At 64.1% G+C, this 17,707-nt stretch carries 16 protein-coding genes and 2 pseudogenes; 5 read left to right on the top strand and 13 right to left on the bottom strand.

The annotated features are described in order from the left end of the window. Nucleotides 1–33: 33 nt before the first annotated feature. Nucleotides 34–804, top strand: coding sequence for a GNAT family N-acetyltransferase (locus tag ACD578_RS19695; protein WP_404287763.1), 771 nt, complete (start codon nt 34–36; stop codon nt 802–804). Here the strand turns inward: ACD578_RS19695 and ACD578_RS19690 are convergent. The 4 genes and pseudogenes from ACD578_RS19690 to ACD578_RS19675 form a co-directional block, all read right to left on the bottom strand. Then, nucleotides 770–1,645, bottom strand: a complete 876-nt coding sequence (locus ACD578_RS19690; RefSeq protein ID WP_404287761.1) for a DMT family transporter — start codon at nt 1,643–1,645, stop codon at nt 770–772. The two genes, ACD578_RS19695 and ACD578_RS19690, sit on opposite strands and share 35 nt — an antisense overlap. A 62-nt stretch (nt 1,646–1,707) precedes the next feature. Continuing rightward, nucleotides 1,708–2,453: pseudogene (locus ACD578_RS19685) on the bottom strand (SDR family NAD(P)-dependent oxidoreductase). A gap of 88 nt (nt 2,454–2,541) precedes the next feature. Next, complete coding sequence (gene phbB, locus ACD578_RS19680; RefSeq protein ID WP_404287759.1) at nt 2,542–3,267, bottom strand: acetoacetyl-CoA reductase; 726 nt, start codon at nt 3,265–3,267, stop codon at nt 2,542–2,544. A gap of 174 nt (nt 3,268–3,441) precedes the next feature. Continuing rightward, nucleotides 3,442–4,620 (bottom strand): acetyl-CoA C-acetyltransferase, encoded by a 1,179-nt coding sequence (locus tag ACD578_RS19675; protein WP_404287757.1) that lies wholly within the window; start codon nt 4,618–4,620, stop codon nt 3,442–3,444. Nucleotides 4,621–4,855: 235 nt separating this feature from the next. Here ACD578_RS19675 and phaR point away from each other — a divergent pair, with 235 nt between their 5' ends. Next, nucleotides 4,856–5,431 (top strand): polyhydroxyalkanoate synthesis repressor PhaR, encoded by a 576-nt coding sequence (gene phaR / locus ACD578_RS19670; protein WP_404287755.1) that lies wholly within the window; start codon nt 4,856–4,858, stop codon nt 5,429–5,431. A gap of 96 nt (nt 5,432–5,527) precedes the next feature. On the opposite strand, the gene ACD578_RS19665 is transcribed toward phaR, so the two are convergent. The 3 genes and pseudogenes from ACD578_RS19665 to mtgA form a co-directional block, all read right to left on the bottom strand. After that, on the bottom strand, nt 5,528–7,045 hold the full coding sequence (locus tag ACD578_RS19665) for an EAL domain-containing protein (protein ID WP_404287753.1): 1,518 nt from the start codon (nt 7,043–7,045) through the stop codon (nt 5,528–5,530). Nucleotides 7,046–7,378: 333 nt separating this feature from the next. After that, on the bottom strand, nt 7,379–7,564 hold the full coding sequence (gene rpmF, locus ACD578_RS19660; protein ID WP_152712060.1) for a 50S ribosomal protein L32: 186 nt from the start codon (nt 7,562–7,564) through the stop codon (nt 7,379–7,381). A 152-nt stretch (nt 7,565–7,716) separates the two neighbouring features. Beyond that, nucleotides 7,717–8,404: pseudogene (gene mtgA, locus ACD578_RS19655) on the bottom strand (monofunctional biosynthetic peptidoglycan transglycosylase). Nucleotides 8,405–8,507: 103 nt separating this feature from the next. On the opposite strand from mtgA, the gene ACD578_RS19650 reads away from it, so the two are divergent. Beyond that, nucleotides 8,508–9,434 carry a polyprenyl synthetase family protein gene (locus tag ACD578_RS19650; RefSeq protein ID WP_404287750.1) on the top strand — a complete coding sequence of 309 codons (927 nt, stop codon included), beginning with the start codon at nt 8,508–8,510 and terminating at the stop codon, nt 9,432–9,434. Nucleotides 9,435–9,483: 49 nt separating this feature from the next. Here the strand turns inward: ACD578_RS19650 and ACD578_RS19645 are convergent, their stop codons facing one another. The 6 genes from ACD578_RS19645 to ACD578_RS19620 form a co-directional block, all read right to left on the bottom strand. Beyond that, the gene (locus ACD578_RS19645) at nt 9,484–10,029 is read right to left on the bottom strand and encodes a GNAT family N-acetyltransferase (RefSeq protein ID WP_404287748.1); all 546 of its coding nucleotides are present in this window, start codon (nt 10,027–10,029) and stop codon (nt 9,484–9,486) included. A 43-nt stretch (nt 10,030–10,072) separates the two neighbouring features. Continuing rightward, nucleotides 10,073–12,019 carry a potassium transporter Kup gene (locus ACD578_RS19640; protein ID WP_152712064.1) on the bottom strand — a complete coding sequence of 649 codons (1,947 nt, stop codon included), beginning with the start codon at nt 12,017–12,019 and terminating at the stop codon, nt 10,073–10,075. A 184-nt stretch (nt 12,020–12,203) separates the two neighbouring features. Then, nucleotides 12,204–13,490, bottom strand: a complete 1,287-nt coding sequence (gene ispG / locus ACD578_RS19635) for a flavodoxin-dependent (E)-4-hydroxy-3-methylbut-2-enyl-diphosphate synthase (RefSeq protein ID WP_404287745.1) — start codon at nt 13,488–13,490, stop codon at nt 12,204–12,206. A gap of 95 nt (nt 13,491–13,585) precedes the next feature. Further along, entirely contained in the window at nt 13,586–14,101 is a 516-nt protein-coding gene (locus ACD578_RS19630) for a Fur family transcriptional regulator (RefSeq protein ID WP_404287743.1), read from the bottom strand. Nucleotides 14,102–14,272: 171 nt separating this feature from the next. Continuing rightward, nucleotides 14,273–14,923 (bottom strand): class I SAM-dependent methyltransferase, encoded by a 651-nt coding sequence (locus tag ACD578_RS19625; protein ID WP_404287741.1) that lies wholly within the window; start codon nt 14,921–14,923, stop codon nt 14,273–14,275. Further along, a complete protein-coding gene (locus ACD578_RS19620) occupies nt 14,920–16,071 on the bottom strand; it encodes a glycosyltransferase family 4 protein (RefSeq protein ID WP_404287739.1) in 1,152 nt (383 codons plus the stop codon). Before ACD578_RS19620 ends, ACD578_RS19625 begins: the two co-directional genes overlap by 4 nt. Before the next feature lie 111 nt (nt 16,072–16,182). Between ACD578_RS19620 and ACD578_RS19615 the strand changes: the two genes are divergently transcribed. Together ACD578_RS19615 and ACD578_RS19610 are read left to right on the top strand one after the other, a co-directional pair. Then, the gene (locus tag ACD578_RS19615) at nt 16,183–16,500 is read left to right on the top strand and encodes a SemiSWEET family sugar transporter (protein ID WP_152712074.1); all 318 of its coding nucleotides are present in this window, start codon (nt 16,183–16,185) and stop codon (nt 16,498–16,500) included. A gap of 27 nt (nt 16,501–16,527) precedes the next feature. Continuing rightward, nucleotides 16,528–17,697, top strand: a complete 1,170-nt coding sequence (locus tag ACD578_RS19610; RefSeq protein ID WP_404287737.1) for a DNA topoisomerase IB — start codon at nt 16,528–16,530, stop codon at nt 17,695–17,697. Nucleotides 17,698–17,707: the final 10 nt, after the last annotated feature.

Raw genomic sequence — 17,707 nt, 5'->3', positions numbered from 1 at the left:
GAAGGCATGACCTTGCCAGGAGCGGACAGCCGTATGAACGATCACAGCCTCATCATCGGGCTTGAGAGCCGCCTCCTGAATGCTTGGCCCTCGTTCGATTATCAGCTCTATGACGGCTGGGTCCTCCGCCTTGCGAACGGTTATTCGAAGCGTGCCAATTCCGCGACGCCGTTCCGGCCGGATATCGGCCTCGACGATGAACTGCTCGATTACATGATCGCGCGCTTCGTGGAGGCCAACGTTCGTCCGACCTTCCGTCTCAACGGAGTGGAGACACCCGATGTCGACGAACTATTGAAGCAGCGCGGCTTCAAGGATATCGAGCCGACGCATGTCCTCACGGCTCCCATCAAAAACGGCGATTGCGAGGCCGATCCCGAAGTGAGCCTGGAGCCACAGGTTTCCAAGCGCTGGGTGCGGGCGGCGGCAGAATCCTATGGCGGCGACAAGGCCGATGACGAGAAGCTGATGAGGATCGTCTCCCGCATTCGCCAGAAGGCGGCATTCGCCACGCTCAGCCTCGACGACAGGCCGGTGGCCTGGGGATTGGGCGTGGTCGAGCGCGGCTATATCGGTCTCTACGACATCGTTGTCGCGCCGGACCTGCGCGGCATCGGCTTAGGTCGTCGCGTGGTCGCGAGCCTCATGGCCTGGGGCTGCGGGCAGGGGGCGCACACCGCCTATCTCCAGGTGCGCGAGGAGAACGAGATCGCCCGCTCGCTCTATGGCGCGCTGGGCTTCGAGACGGCCTACCGCTACACCCATCGAGTCATGCCGGGGCGGTCTTCTTCGGTGTCAGAGTAGCGATCAGGGCGCCGGCTACGATGAGGCCGCAGGCCAGCGCCAGCGTCAAGGTCGGCTCGGCATAGCCGGCGACCACCAGGAGCAGGGTCGACAGAACCGGTGTCGCATAAGAAGCGACACCGAGGAAGCGGATGTCGCCGCGCTTCATGCCGATATCCCACACATAAAAGGCCGCACCTACAGGGCCAAGGCCGAGCGCCAGAAGGGCGAGCCATTGTACGTTCGTCTCTGGCCAGACGGTCGTCTCGAAAATCAGATGGCAGACGAGGCTCAGGAGCGACGTCATGAGGCAAAAGCCCGCCACCGCGTCCGTGGGCACTTGACCGAACCGGCGGGACAGGACCGAGTATCCGGCCCAGACGAAGGCTGCGATGAAGGCGCAGATGTAGCCGGGCATGTATTCGGCGCGCGCATCGAAGGCGCCACGCCCGGCGATCAGCACTACGACGCCGGCAAATCCGAGCAGTGCCCCCGCGATATGCGACCGCCGCAGATGCTCGCCCGGCAGCAGCGAGGAGAACAGGACGATCAGAAGCGGCCAGAGGTAGTTGATCAGGCCTGATTCAGCCGGCGGCGCCCAGCGCAGGGCCGCGAAATAGAGTGCGTGATAGCCGAACAGGCCGCCGATCCCCAAGGCCCAGACGACCGGCTTCTGGCGCAGGGCCCTGAGACCCTGAGGGCGTACGATCCAGCTCACCACGCCGACCAGGCCGCCAACGAGGAAAGTCATGGCGTTGAGCTGGAATGGGGGGATCGTGCCCGTTGCCGCCGTGAACAGGGCGAGCATGGACCAGAGCAGGATGGCGATGAGGCCGATGGTGGTGGCGGTGCGAGTCGTCATGGCCGCCACCTACCACGTCTTCTATGGAGAAGCGAAGCTCCGGGAGCCGAATTGCCGGGACTTCAGTAAGTCGTGCGCCCGCCGCTGAGATCGAAGGTGGCAGCCGTGGTGAAGGAGTTCTCCTCGGACAGCATCCAGACCACCATGGCGGCGATCTCGTGCAGTTCGGCGAAGCGGTCTCTCGGGATGCGCACCCGCATGTACTCGATGAACTCCGGCGTGAGGGAATCGAGGATCTTCGTCTTGGCGGTGGTGGGCGTGATGCAGTTCACGGCGATGCCGGTCTTGGCCAGCTCCTTGCCCAGGGATTTGGTGAGCCCGATGATGCCGGCCTTCGCGGCGCTGTAGGCGGAGAGGTTCGGATTGCCCTCCTTGCCGGCGACCGACGAGATATTGACGATGCGGCCGTAATCGTTCTCCAGCATGATCGGTACGATGGACCGGCAGCAGTTGAACGTGCCCGTCAGGTTGACCTCGACGACGCTGCGCCACTCGTCGACGGAGTACTCGGCCAGTGGTTTGACTGGACCTGTGATCCCGGCTCCATTCACCAATCCGTCGATGCGTCCGAAGGCGCCACGGGTCTGCTGCGCGGCATGGTCGACCGACAGGCCGTCCGCTACGTCGACGCTCAGCCCGATACAATCCTTCGAGAGCGCAGCGGCGCTCGCTTCGGATTCGTCGAGGCGAAGATCCCAGATGGCGACCTTGGCGCCTGATTGCACGAGGCGCTCGCCGATCGCATAGCCGATGCCGCGAGCCCCCCTGTGATCACGACGGTTTTTCCCGCCATGTCGATGCGGTTCATCGTTCAGGTTCTCCGTGTTGCAGGCAGGATTCAGGGCTTCGCTCCCGGAGCGCAGTGTAGAACTGCGTCCGGGACGATGCTCCGCACGTCAGGCCATGTACTGCCCGCCGTTGACGGACAGGGTCGAGCCGGTGACGAAGCCGGCCTCGTCGGCGGCCAGGAAGAGCACGCTGCGGGCGATCTCCTCGGCTTCTCCGAGACGGCCGACGGGAATGAGCGGCAGTATCTTGGACTTCAGAACCTCTTCGGGAACCGCCTTCACCATTTCGGTGGCAATATAGCCCGGCGCGATCACGTTGACGGTGACGCCCTTGTTGGCGTTCTCCTGCGCCAGGGCCTTGGCAAAGCCGACCACGCCCGCTTTCGCAGCGGAGTAGTTCGCCTGTCCCATCTGTCCCTTCTGGCCGTTGATGGAGGAAATGATGATGACGCGCCCGAAGCCGCGCTCGCGCATGCCCTCGATCACGGGGCGGGTGCAGGTGAACATGGAATCGAGGTTGGTGCGGATGACGGCCGACCATTGATCGTAGGTCATCTTATGGAACATGCCGTCGCGGGTGATGCCCGCATTGTTGACCAGGATGTCGACCGGGCCGAGCTCGGCTTCGACCGCCCGGATGCCGCTCTCGCTGGATGCCGCATCGGAAACATCGAACTTGAAGACCGGGATTCCGGTCTCCGTCTTGAACTGATTGGCGGCTTCGTCATTGCCACCGTAATTCGCGGCAACCTTGTAGCCTGCGTCCTTCAAGCCTTTTGAAATCGCGGCACCGATGCCGCGGGTGCCGCCCGTAACCAATGCGACGCGTGCCATGCTGTTTCCTTCCCAACACCGTTTCCGTGTGGATCTCTCAAGGATCCATTCATTGTGAGACGTTCGGATTCGGACCGCCTCCCAACATAGCTTAGGATATTTGGCAGAGCGGGGAAGGGCGAGGCGCCGGAATTTCCTGGCGCCTCTTCAAGTTTTTAGCGCTCGAGGCGGCTTTTAGCGCTCGAGGCACATGGCGACGCCCATGCCGCCGCCGATGCAGAGGGTCGCGAGGCCCTTCTTGGCGTTGCGCCGGCCCATCTCGTGCAACAGGGTCACGAGCACGCGCCCGCCCGAAGCGCCGATGGGATGACCGATGGCGATGGCGCCGCCGTTCACGTTCACGATGGACGGATCCCAGCCCATGTCCTTGTTGACCGCGAGCGCCTGAGCCGCGAAGGCCTCGTTGGCCTCCACGAGTTCGAGGTCGGACACTTTCCACCCGGCCTTTTCCAGTGCCTTGCGCGAGGACGGGATCGGACCCGTGCCCATGATGGCCGGGTCGACGCCGGCAGTCGCCCAGGAGGCGATGCGGGCGAGCGGGGTCAGGCCGCGCTTCTCGGCCTCGGCTTCCGTCATCAGCACGATGGCGGCCGCGCCGTCATTGATGCCCGAGGCATTGCCGGCGGTGACCGTGCCTTCCTTCGAGAAGGCAGGGCGCAGCTTGGCGAGAGATTCGATGGTGGTGCCGGCGCGGATGTACTCATCCTGGTCCACCACAATGTCGCCCTTGCGGGACGCGATCGTCACAGGCGTGATCTCATCCTTGAAGCGGCCTTCCTTCTGCGCGGCCTCGGCCTTGTTCTGCGAGGAGGTCGCGAACTGGTCCTGCTCCTCGCGGGTGAGCTGCCAGCGCTGGGCCACGTTCTCGGCGGTGTTGCCCATGTGGTAGCCGTTGAAGGCGTCCATCAGGCCGTCCTTCAGCATGGTGTCCATGAGCTTGAAGTCGCCCATCTTGGTACCGGAGCGCATATGCGCCGCGTGCGGGGCGAGCGACATGGATTCCTGGCCGCCCGCTACGATGATGCTGGCATCGCCATTGGCGATCTGCTGCATGCCGATGGCCACCGTGCGCAGGCCCGAGCCGCAGAGCTGGTTGAGGCCCCAGGCGGTCTTTTCCTGCGGCACGCCCGCGGCCATGGCCGCCTGACGGGCCGGGTTCTGTCCCTGGGCCGCGGTAAGGATCTGGCCGAGGATCACCTCGTCCACTTCCGAGCCGTCGACCTTGGCGCGTTCGAGAGCCGCCTTGATGGCAATCGCGCCCAACTCATGGGCCGGGGTGTTGGCGAAGGCTCCGTTGAACGAGCCGACGGCGGTACGTGCCGCGCCGACGATGACGATGCTGTCTCGAGCCATGCCTCTCTCCTGTGCTGATGATTTGATGTTGGAATGAATGTAGGGCTGACCCGATCAAATCCCCAGAGGCTGGGATGTCAAGGATCGGATCGCGCAACCCTGCCCCGAGACGCCTTAGACTTTTGGCGCTTTGATCGTTCAGCATAAGACTTATAATCATTGAGGACTGGCATCCCGACGGATCGGGATGAAGGATGCCGGGCATGGTGGATTTCCCGGGAGCGTATCGGGCAAAATGGCGACGGACAAGAAACCGACGGTCATCAAGAAATATGCCAACCGCCGCCTCTACCATACGGGCACTTCCACCTACGTGACGCTGGAAGATCTGGCCGGCATGGTGCGCAAGGGTGAGGATTTCGTGGTCTATGACGCGAAGTCGGGCGAGGAGATCACCCGCTCGGTCCTGGCCCAGATCATCTTTGAGCAGGAAAACAAGGAGGGGCCGAACCTCCTTCCCGTCACCGTGCTCCGCCAGCTGATCCGCTTCTACGGCGACAGCATGCAGGCCGTGGTGCCGAGCTATCTCGAATTTTCCATGAACAATCTGTCCCAGGAGCAGCAGAAGCTCCGGGACCAGATGGCGCAGGCCTTCGGTCCGGGAGCCTTCCAGGCCATGGAGGAGCAGGTGCGCAAGAATATGGGCTTCTTTACAGAGGCCATGCGCATGTTCTCGCCCTTTCCACAATCGGCCCCGGGCGCGCCTGAGACGAGGCCAGCTGTGAAGGGTGAGGAAACGAACGACCTCGACAGTCTGAAGCAGCAGATGGCCGACATGCAGGCCAAGCTCGACAAGCTCGCGAGCAAGTAGCTCTGCCAAGTAGCTCTGCGAGGAGCACGATGCGCCAGTTAAAGGATGAGCATTGGGTGGATCCCAAAAGTGCCTTCCACTTTTGCGTCCGATGCTCTAGCCGCGCGCCTTCTTCAGCATTTGATGCAGGGTCGAGGACTGCAGCACCGCCTCAGGCTCGCCGAACAATGCGCCCTGGAGATAATCCACGCCCCAGCTCGCCAGCAGGCGGGCTGTGACCTCGTCATCCACCCATTCGGCGGCTGTGGCGATACCGAGGTGCTGGGCCCTATCGACCAGGGTTCTGATGGTGAGGCGGTCGTCGGTCGAACGCTTGAGCGGCTGGATGAAGACGCCGTCGATCTTGAGAAGATCGACGGGAAGCATCCGCAACTGGCTCGGCGAAACATAGCCTGCTCCGAAGCCGGTGAGGGAGAGCCCGATCCCTAAGGCCTTCATGGCATGGAGACGGCCCAGGGTCTTTCGGCACTCGGCCAGAGCAGCCTCGGGAACCTCGATAACGAGCCGCGACTCGATGCCGGGACGGGCGCCGAGATGCGCCGCCAGAATGGGCAGCCATTCGGTATCCTGCAGGGTATTGCCTGAGACCGGCAGCGCCAGGCGCGCGCCGGGATGATCTTTCAGATGATCGGCCGCCAGTTCCAGCATGCGTCCGTCGACGAGAAGAGCGAGGTTCGCCTCCTTCAGCCGCGGCACCGGGCCGAGAGGGATCGGGCCGCCTTCGGAACTCGAGAGGGAGGCACAGGCCTGCATCAGGGCGGGGGTTCGGCTGTGAGCCTCCACCATCGGCTGGCAGGCGAGGATCAGGCTGCGGCTGTTGAGGGCAGCGATCCAATCGAACGGCGCCTGCTCGGCGGCCGGCGACGGAGCTTTCGGACGCGCATCGTAAAGCTTGCAGGCTTCCCCGCGCTCGACTCCCGAGGCCAGAGCGCGCTCGGCAAAGCGCAGCAGCTTGGTGGCCTTGAAGGTGTGATCCGGCGCGCAGGCCGCTCCCAGATGAAGAGAGGCTGCGGCTGGATGATCCTTCATGAGCCCGATGAGCCGCTTCATGGCGCTCGGAGCATCCGCGGCCGGGCAGCAGGTCAGGGTCAGGGCGAAGCGGTGAGGGCCGAGAACGGTGAAGAGATCGTGGCGGCGCATCATCGGGCGCAGCTTGCGGGCGATCTCCGCCATGGCGTCGGCCTCTTCATCGTCGAGCGCGCCGACGATCAGCGTGCAGGTCTGGGATATCCTCAGAGCCTCATTGATGCCGTTCTGGATACTGCACAGTAGCTCCGAGCGCTGTTTCAGCACCGCAGGCAGCAGATCCCTTGCGCCCGAAGCCGCGTCGAGACGCAGCTGACCGCGCGCAAAGGCCGGACGTCCCTGAACATCCGGTTGCCAGCGGCCTGCATCCTCGACCATCACCACCCGGTCCGGTTCGAACCGCAGGGCAAATCGGGTCTCGTAAGCGCGACCTGGGCCCTCGGCTGTACCGATGGCATCCTGACGCGACAGACCGCAGCCGGGCTCGACAAGTTGAGAGAAGGCCTGGCCGGTCTTCGGCAGGTCTCTCGACGGCAGGCCGAGCGCCTCGGCGGCACCGGGACCCCAGGATAGGGTGTCGGACACCATGTCCCAGGCATAGATGACGCCTATGGCAGGGGGAGCGAGAGGTCGGGGAGGCTTGGCGTTGGCGCGGCGACCGGGATCCGCCCTTGAAAAGTCCCGTCCGGCCCTGCCGCTTCGTCGCCATCACACTCACCCTCGAATACGCACGGATCAGGGACGACTGAAGACACCTCTTCGCAAGCCCGACCGAAATCCCTGAAAACCAAGGGATGCAGGATCGGCCTTCAGGTTTAATGAAGGGTAAAAAGTGATGGAAAATCAGAGCGCTTGGGGATTATGGGCATAAAAAAACCGGCGCCCGAGGCGCCGGTTCGGATCGTCGCATGCCGCGTAGGATTACGCGTCGGTCTTCACCTTCAGAACCTGACGGCCACGGTACATACCAGTCTTCAGGTCAACATGGTGAGGACGGCGCAGCTCGCCGGAATCCTTGTCCTCGATGTAGGTCGGGGCCTTCAAGGCATCGGCGGAGCGACGCATTCCGCGCCGCGAAGGCGACGTTTTTCTTTTTGGAACGGCCATATCTCGTCTCCGGTTAAAATAGCGGAGCGCCCGCTCAACCGGGGAACGCTCACATCTCAAACTTGATGAGGTTGCGCCTCATACAAGGTCTTTGGGCAAATATCTAGCCCTTTGACGTAATCCTAGGGTTTTTCATTGCCGCAGGGTGGCTCTCAAGGCTTCAGGCAATCGCTGAAGGGGGCAGCTCTCTCCATACGCACCTGCAGCTGTCCCGCCAAGGCCCGGTGGCCGGGCCGCGGGCGAGCCGGATTGCGGACCAGAGGGTTGGGCAGGGCCCGCGCCAGAAGGGCTGCCTCCTGACGGGTCAAATTCTTGGCCGACTTGCGGAAATACTTCCGGGCCGCCGCCTCGGCCCCGAAGACACCGTCGCCCCATTCGGCGACGTTGAGATAGACCTCCATCATCTGGCGCTTCGACCAGATCAGGTCGAGATAGAGCGCGACCGGGATCTCAAGGCCCTTGCGGACATAGGAGCGGCTCGGCCACAGGAAGAGGTTTTTCGCCACCTGCATGGGGATAGTCGAGGCTCCCCGGGACGGGCCGTCCTCATCGGCGGCCTCCACCACGTCCCAAAGGGCATCCCAGTCGACGCCGTTATGCTCGCAGAAGCGGCTGTCCTCGGCGGTCATGACGGCGAGCGGCAGGTTGGGCGAAATCTCGTCGAGTCTCGACGAAATCCCGTTCCACGGGCTGCAGGGTGAGCCAGCGGCCGAGCATCAGGGTCGAAACCGGCGGCACGGCCCAGTACAATAGGCCTAGCCAAAAGACCGCGCCGACCCATAAGAGAACGAGACCAAGGCCGATCTGAATGAGGCGGCGGAAAAAGCGGGCGACCGTCATCGGCTCCCGCGGCCGTCCCGACCGCAGCATCCATTTTGGCCTCAATCGCTCATCAGCATTTCCCTCGGACGGAGCGGCGGCTCCATCCGAATTCAGGCTCGTCATGGCGCCATCCACCAGCACTTTCACGACGCGGCTCTCTGACGCCGCGAGGGTTGTCGAAGCAAGTCTCGAAGCCTTGCTATCAGACAAAGCCGCTCCGGGCGAGATTGCCCGGCCGCCCCGCCTCATGGCCGCCATGCGTCATGCGGTCCTGGGAGGCGGCAAGCGCCTGCGTCCGTTTCTGGCCATCGAGGCAGCCCGCCTCTTCGGAGTGGAAGGGCAAGGGCCCCTGCGGGCAGGCTGCGCCGTCGAACTCCTGCATTGCTATTCCCTGGTGCATGACGATCTGCCGTCGATGGACGACGACGATCTGCGCCGGGGGCGTCCCACCGTGCACAAGGCCTATGACGAGGCCACGGCCATTCTCGTGGGAGACGCGCTCCAGACGCTCGCCTTCGAGGTTCTCGCCGATCCGGCGACCGCGTCCGAGCCTGCCATCCGGTCCGATCTCGTGCTCGGCCTCGCCCGCGCCTCGGGCCTTGGCGGCATGATCGGGGGGCAACTGCTCGACCTGACGGCGGAGGGGCGCTACGGGGCCGCCGACATGGGCGAAGCCGATGTGCGACTGCTCCAGATGATGAAAACCGGCGCGATCCTCACCTTCTCGGTCGAGGCAGGGGCACTTTTGGGGCAGGCCGATGCAGCGGCGCGCCGGAAGCTGGTCGAATACGGACGCGCGCTCGGCGTAGCCTTCCAGGTCGCAGACGACATCCTCGACCGGGAAGCCTCCGCAGAGGCTCTCGGCAAGCGCACGGGCAAGGACCAGGAGAAGGGCAAGGCGACCCTTGTCGACTTGCTCGGGATGGACGGTGCCCGCCGCGAGTGCCAGCAACTCGTCGCGAAGGCGGAAAGCGCTCTCGACGGCTTCGGGCCGGAGGCGCAGATCCTGCGCGAGGCGGTACGCTTCGTCGTGGAGCGGCAGGTTTAGATCCGACGCGTCAGTCCCCTCGGCGCCACCGCTCCCGTGTGCTTCCGTGTCAAGCTGTCGGCACCCAGAACGTCAGCTTGACATGACCGGGGCGGCGGTTGTGCGGAAGAGAGCCCGCGGGCTTGCCGCCGTTGGCGAGGATCACCTTTCGCGAGGCCTCGTTGTCGTCGTCGCAAGTGATCAGCACTCGCGAGAAACCTTCCGACCGGCAGACCGGCAGGATCATGCGGAGCGCTTGGGTGGCGTAGCCCCGTCTCTGCTTCCAGGGCACGATGGTGTAGCCGATATGCCCGTAGATGGCGGTCGGCATATCTTCCGTTCCCCTCTGAAAGCGAAAGCCGATGCGACCGCAGAACTCGCCGTCGCTGATCCAGAAATCGTGCGCTGGCAGACGCGCCACCTCACGCCCGTCCGGCAGCCGGACCATGGGGCTGTTGTAGAGGTCGTGGAGAAAGCGCTTAGGGTCGCGCCGGAACTGCAGAAGCTGCTCGCGGCTGACATCCTGGTCCGTGTTGGGCGACCAGCCCTGTTCGAGGGCGCGGGCGTAAAAAGGAAGCCAGTCCAGGCTGGGGCGGATGAGGGTGATATCAGTCATGGATCGCCAAAACTGACATTGAGTCAGGCCAAGAGCAACAGGCTTACACGGTCACCTGGGTGCCGACTTCCACCACGCGCCCGGTCGGGATCTGGAAGAAGTCCGTGGCGTCGCTCGCGGATTTCGCCAGGCCGATGAACAGCTTGTCCTGCCAGAGCGGCATGCCTGACTGGCTGGCGGGCCGGATCGAGCGGCGCGACAGGAAGAACGATGTCGCCATGATGTCGAACTTGAAGCCCTGCTTGCGCAGGATCGCGAGGCCGCGCGGGATGTTGGGTGTCTCCATGTAGCCGTAGCTCAGGCGGATGCGCCAGAACGAATCGCCCACATGCTCGATGGCGACACGATCCTCGTCCTCCACGCGGGGAACGTCCTCGCTGTTGACGGTAAGGATCACGTTCTTCTCGTGCAGCACCTTGTTGTGCTTGAGGTTGTGCAGGAGAGCCGCCGGCGCCGTGTCCGGATCGCTCGTCAGGAAGACGGCGGTGCCCTTCACCCGGTGCGGGGGACTTTTCTCCAGCATCTGGACCAATTCGAGGAAAGGCACGTCGATCTTGCGGGTCTTCTCGAACAGGATCCTGGTTCCCTTCACCCAGGTCCACATGAGCACGAAGAAGACGCCGGCGATGACCAGCGGGACATAGCCGCCGTCGAGAAGCTTCACCAGATTCGAGGACAGGAAGGTGAGGTCGATCAGCAGCAGCGGAATCATGATGAGCCCGGTCTTCAGCGGCCCCCAGCCCCAGCTCCGGCTCATGACCAGGCAGGCGAGCAGGGTCGTGACGACCATGGTGCCGAACACCGCGATGCCATAGGCGCTGGCCAGGCTGCTGGAGGAGCCGAAGAGCAGCACCAGGCTGACCACGGCGGCCAGCAGCAGCCAGTTCACGCGCGGCAGGTAGATCTGTCCCTGGTGCGTCTCCGAGGTAAATCGCACTTCGAGGCGCGGCAGGATGCCGAGCTGTACCGCCTGCCGGGTCAGGGAATAGGCGCCGGTGATCACGGCCTGGCTTGCCACGATGGTCGCCAGGGTGGCGAGGATCACCAGGGGGAGAAGCAGCCAGGGCGGGGCCAGCAGGAAGAACGGATTGGTGATGGACTCGGGGTTGGACAGAACAAGGGCGCCCTGGCCGAGATAGTTCAGGGCAAGTGCCGGAAACACCACCGTGCCCCAGGCCACGCGGATCGGGTTGCGGCCGAAATGGCCGAGGTCGGCATAGAGGGCCTCGGCGCCCGTCACGGCAAGGCAGACGCTGCCGAGGATCGCAAAGGCCGTTCCCGGATGGGTGACCAGGAAGGACACGCCGTAATAGGGGTTGAACGCGAGCAGAACCTCCCAATCGTCGGCGATATGGAGGAGGCCGAGGCCTGCCATGGTGATGAACCACAGAAGCGTGAGCGGGCCGAAGAAGGCCGCGACCTTGCCTGTGCCGCGGCTCTGTACGGCGAAAAGGGCGATCAGGATCGCCAGCGCGCCGGGAAGGACATAGCTCTCGAAGGAGGGCGCGACGAGCTTCAGGCCTTCCAGGGCCGAGAGCACCGAGATGGCCGGCGTGATGGCGGCATCGCCATAGAAGAGGGCCGCTCCCGCCATGCCCATCATGAGCACCGGGAGGCTTCGCCGCCCAAGCGCACGTTGCGCCAAGGCCACCAGGGTCAGCGAGCCGCCTTCTCCCTTGTTGTCGGCCCGCAGCAGCAGGAACACGTATTTGACGGACACCGTGAGGATCAGCGCCCACAGCAGGAGCGACAGGATGCTGATCACCAGTTCTCGGGTCAGGGGGACGGGAGTACCATGGTGACCGCCGGTCGCGGCCATCACGGTCTCGCGCATGGCGTAAAGCGGGCTGGTGCCGATATCGCCGTAGACGACGCCGATGGCGCCAAGGGTCAGGGTCCAGAAGCTCGCCTTGAAATGGCTGTCCGGTAAGGTGGCCTCAGGGGCTGCGGAATCTGCATGTCCCGAGGCAACGGCGTGCTGTTCTGCCATGTGTGCTTTTCTTTGCGGACGTGCCCGCGGACGGCTCTTGTTGAATCACTCTGCAAACGACGAAGGGCGGCCCCTTCTCCAAAGAGCGCAGCAGCCGTCAATGCCGGCGCGGCGGCTCTCTAGCACATCGCGCCTTAGCTTAAAACGGAATTTCGCGGGAGGTTCCATGGCCACGCTTGCTGCCTCATTCGGCGGCATCGCGCCCGAGTTGGCCGTAATTCTTCTCAATGTAGTCGAGGACGAGCTTCTGGAAGTCCTGGGCGAGCGTCGGGCCGCGCAGGGTCATGGCCTTGCGGCCATCGATGAACACTGGAGCCGCCGGCTGCTCGCCCGTTCCGGGCAGCGAGATGCCGATATTCGCATGCTTCGACTCCCCGGGCCCGTTCACGATGCAGCCCATCACGGCCACGTTCAGATTCTCGACGCCGGGATAGGTCCGGCGCCACTCGGGCATGGAGGTGGAGATCCAATTCTGGATGTCCCGCGCCAACTCCTGGAACACGGAGGATGTGGTCCGCCCGCAGCCGGGGCAGGCGGCGACGAGAGGCACGAAGGTGCGAAAGCCCATGGTCTGGAGCAGTTCCTGGGCCGTCTTGACCTCCAGGGTCCGGTCACCGCCGGGCTCAGGGGTCAGGGAATAGCGGATCGTGTCGCCGATGCCCTGCTGGAGCAGGATACCCATGGCGGCGGAGGAGGCCACGATGCCCTTTGTGCCCATGCCGGCCTCGGTGAGGCCGAGGTGGATGGCATAATCGGAACGGCGAGCGAGATCCTGGTAGACGGAGATCAGGTCCTGAACCGCCGAGACTTTCGCCGAGAGGATGATCCGGTCGCGGCCCAGACCGATCTCCTCCGCGCGGGCGGCGGACAACAGGGCCGACTGGATCATGGCCTCGCGGGTGACCCAGCGCATGTCGCGGGGATTCGCGCAGGTCGCGTTCTCGTTCATCAGGTGTGTCAGCAGCTCCTGGTCGAGAGAACCCCAGTTGGCGCCTATGCGCACGGCCTTGCCGTGCCGGATCGCCTGCTCGACGATGGCCCCGAACTGCCGGTCCTTTTTTTCCTTGAAACCCACATTGCCGGGATTGATGCGGTACTTGGCCAGCGCCTCGGCGCAGGCCGGGTGATCGGCGAGAAGCTGGTGGCCGATATAGTGGAAGTCGCCGACGAGCGGCACGGCCACGCCAAGTCGGTCGAGCCTCTCGCGGATCTTGGGCACAGCGGCGGCGGCCTCGTCGCGGTCGACGGTGATGCGCACGATCTCCGAGCCCGCCCGGGCAAGCGCGGCGACCTGGGCCACGGTCGCGTCCACATCGGCCGTATCGGTGTTGGTCATCGACTGGACCACGATCGGCGCGCCGCCGCCGACCATGACGGACCCGACGTGCACGCCCACCGTGCGGTGGCGCTGAGCGGGGCCGGCGAGGCTCTCAGGGGCGGGAGCGGTCTCAGAAGGCGAGGTGAAGGACATGCTGCAATCCACGGCGGCAGCTCCGGGCTGCCGCCGTTTAGCTGATGCCAAAAGCCTTCTTCGTCAAGCGCGGCTTAATGGAATCGGGGTCAGCCTCAGTGAACGTCCTGGCAACCGGCGCAGCGTCCCGTGATCTCCAGAATCTTCGTGCGGGGCTGGTAGCCCTGCTCCTGCAGGATCTTGAGCACGGTATCGGCCACAACCGGTGACGTGATCTCATTCACATCTCCGCATCCTTCGCAGATCAGATAGGCCGTAGTCCTGCGACCATGGGAGGTGTTGGAACTGGCGATATAGGCATTCCGGCTCGCGAGCCGATGCACCAGACCCTGCTCGATGAGGAAGTCCAGGGCGCGATAGATGGTGATGGGCGCCATGCGCCGTGCCTGCGAGCCGAGCAGGTCCACCAGATCGTAGGCGCCGAGCGGCTTGTCGGAGGCGTGGAGCACTTCGAGCACGCGGCGGCGGATGGGGGTCAGCCGCACCCCCTTGGCCAGGCAGAGGGCCTCCGACTGGACAATGGCCCGTTCAGTCTTTTCAGAGGCTCTGGGAGAGCGGATCGGGGCACCCTCAGGGGGCAAGCTGTGCTGAAGAGATGGTGTATGAGCCATCGGATCACTCCTTGTTTCGGCTGCTGACGCTGTTAAGCCCCCGTCGTCCTCGCGCCCGGCGACTGCAGCGCGAATCCACCTCATATATGTAGGTTATAACGCTACATGATTGAAGAGGGAAATTTGCAAAGGTCTGCGTAAAATTGATGCAGATTTGCAGAGGAGAAGCGTTCAAGGTTGCCTGAAGCGCCAGACACTGGATTTCTTGATGTCCGCATCCTCGAGCGTCCGGGTTACCGGTACTTCGTAGGCGGCAAGGTTCTCCAGCCGATCCTTGGGAAGGTAGCTGCGGCCTGGATCGCCGATCAGGACTGTGGCACCTCTCTGGCTCAGGCCCAACAACCAATCGACGACCCGGTTGGCGAGATCGCGCTCGTAGCAGATATCGCCCGCCAGTACCGTATCCCAGCCCTGATCCTGCCCGACGATATCGGCCTCGAGCGGATTGATCGAAACGCCATTGGCCTTGGCATTGAGACCCATGGCCGCGATGGCAAACGAATCGATGTCGCTGGCGGTCACCTCGGCGGCGCCTGCCTTCATGGCCGCTATGGCGACAAGGCCAGAGCCCGAGGCGAAATCCAGCACGCGCCGCCCGCGCACGGTTTCCGGTCGATCGAGGATGTAGCGGGCCAACGCCTGCCCGCCCGCCCAGGCAAAGGCCCAAAAGGGGGGCGGCAGACCAATCTCGCCCAGTTCCTCCTCGGTCTTCTGCCAGAGCTCCGTCGCTTCGTCGGCCACGTGCAGGGAGATCTCGGGCGTATGGGGCACGGGACGAAGCCTGGTCTCGGACTGGATGAAGGCGACGGGATCGGGAATCATGAGGCGAGGATGGAGCGGTAAAGCTGTTTGACGCTTTCGATCACATGCCGTTCCGTAAATCCGGCAAGAACGCGGGCGCGGGCGGCCTCGCCCATGCGGGCCACTTCCTCCGGCCGGCGGGACAAGGCCCCGAGTGTCTCGGCCAAGCTCGCCGGATCGTTGGCCGGAACGAGACGCCCCTCGATGCTCTCCCGCACCAAAGTGCGGCAGCCGGGGACGTCCGTAGTGACGACGGCGCGGCCGCAGGCGGCGGCTTCCAGAAGCGTTCGCGGCAGACCCTCGCCACCGCGCGAGGGCAGGCAGGCGACATGATGCTCGCGCCAAACGGCGGCGACGTCCCGTGTCGCCCCATACCAAGAGATGCCAGGCTCGGCGCTCCAGGTTTTCAGGGTCTCTTCCGGAATTGCCTTCGGGTTCGAGGGATCGGGGGCGCCGTAGAGGGACAGCTCGATGTCGGCACCTTGGGCTCTGGCGGCGCGGACCGCTTCCACCGCCACGTCGATGCCCTTGGACCAGAGCATGCGGGCCACCACCGCGACCCTGAGCGGCGGCTGGTGGGGCAGGGGAGCGGGTTTGAGAAGATCCGGATCGACGCCGGCTCCGCCGAGAATGGTAACCCGGTCGCTCGCGGGATCGAGGCCGAGGAGCTTGGGATCGTCCGTGTTCTCGAAGAGGTAGCGGGTCCGGCCGGTTTCAAGGCCGCGCACGAGCAGGCGCACGGCGCGCTGCGAGAGGCGCGCAATCATGTCCGTACGGGCCCCCAGGAAGCCTGAGCCGGTCAGCGCATAGACACGGCGTCCGATGCCCGCCATGGCGGCCGCGAAGCCCCCGACCAGGATGCCCTTGAGGGCGATGCAATGGACGAGATCGGCCTTCTCAGCCTTCAGGATCGCAGCCAGCTGCCCGGCGGCATAGCCCGCCGCCATGGGGTTCAGGCTGCGCCGCTCGGCTTCGAGCGGGATCACTTTGGCGCCCGTGGCCTCGATCACATCCCGGTGCGAGCGCACCCGGGTCACGACCGTGACTTGAAGCCCGAGCTCGCGCGCGGCCCTGGCCATGGGCAGGAAATGGGAGGCGAAGAACCAGTCTTCGGTGATGACGAAAACGAGTTTGCGGCCTTGGACGTCAGGCAGAGACAAGGAAGACAAGGGATGATCCGGTTGAAACGGTTGCGCCCTTCTACCCTCCACGGAGGGCAAAAGGGAACTCCCTCGATCAGGGCCCGTTGCCGTCATCTTGAAACATGGGAGACAACAGACATGCCGGATTGGCTGCCGACCTTCCTGGCGACGATTGCGGGCATCCTCTCGACCTCGAGCTTCGTTCCCCAGGTGGTCAAGGCTTGGCGGGAGCGGGACACGAGAGCCATCTCGAAGCACATGTACATGGTCACGGTCACGGCCTTCGTCCTGTGGTCGGCCTATGGGTTCCTGATCGGCAGTTGGCCCATGATGATCTTCAACGTCCTGAGCCTGATCCTGAGCGCCACCATTCTGGTCTTCAAGCTCCGGAACGACCGGCGCAAATCACACGGAGCGAGGTCGCACAGGGAACCCGGACTGGCGCGGCCCGGTTGACGTCTTGCTCTTCAATCAAGGCTTCCCATGCCGGAATCGAACGCCACCACCGAGAATGTCGTCGACCCTCGCGACGCCGCCGAGACAGCGGGGCTGCTCTATGTCTCCGACGAGGAGCCAGGCATCCGGCGCGGGAAATCCGGCAAGGGCTTCACCTATACAAAGCCGGACGGCAAAAAGGTCGAGGACAAGGCGACCCTCGAGCGCATCAGGTCCCTCGCGATCCCGCCCGCCTATACGGATGTGTGGATCTGCGCCAAGGCCAACGGCCACATTCAGGCGACGGGCCGCGACGCCAAGGGCCGCAAGCAGTATCGCTACCATCCGGGCTTCCGCGAGGTCCGAGAGAGCACGAAATACGAGCACATGCTCGAATTCGCCAAGGGCCTGCCGGCGATCCGCAAGACCATCGACGAGCACATGAGTCTTCGCGGGCTGCCGCGCGAAAAGGTGCTGGCGACGGTGGTGCATCTCCTCGAAAACACGCTCATCCGCGTCGGCAATTCCGATTATGTCAGGCAGAACAAGAGCTATGGCCTCACCACCCTGCGCGATCCGCATGTGAAGGTGGAAGGCAGCGCGTTGCGCTTCCAGTTCAAGGGCAAGAGCGGCAAGACCTGGCGCCTGCAGGTCAAGGATCGGCGCGTCGCCAAGATCGTGAAGGCCTGCCAGGACCTGCCGGGGCAGGATCTGTTCCAATATCTCGACGAGAACGGCGAGCAGCAATCGATCACCTCGGCCGATGTGAATGCCTACCTGAAGGAGATCACGGGAAGCGAGATCACGGCGAAGGATTTTCGGACCTGGGCCGGCACGGTGCTGGCGGCACTCGCGCTTGCCGAGTTCGAGGAGTTCGACAGCGATGCCAAGGCCAAGAAGAACATTCGGGCCGCCATCGAGAAGGTCTCAGCGCGGCTCGGCAACACGCCGACCATCTGCCGCAAATGCTACGTTCATCCTGAAGTGTTCGCCTCCTATCTCGACGGAGGCCTGCTTCTGGACATCAAGGAAGAGATCGAGACGGAGCTGCGCGAGGATCTCGCCAGTCTCAAGCCCGAAGAGGCAGCCGTTCTGGCACTGTTGGAGCAGCGCCTCTCCAGAGAAGTCGAGAAGCCGGCGGAGAAGAAGCCCGCAAAGAAGCGTCGTGCATCGTCGGGCAGGAAGGAGGGCAAGGCCCAGCCCGAGATGCGGGCTTGAATCAAGATGG

Source organism: Microvirga sp. RSM25, assembly GCF_044784385.1.
GTDB classification, from domain to species: domain Bacteria; phylum Pseudomonadota; class Alphaproteobacteria; order Rhizobiales; family Beijerinckiaceae; genus Microvirga; species Microvirga tunisiensis.
This window is presented reverse-complemented; position numbering and strand designations above follow the sequence as displayed.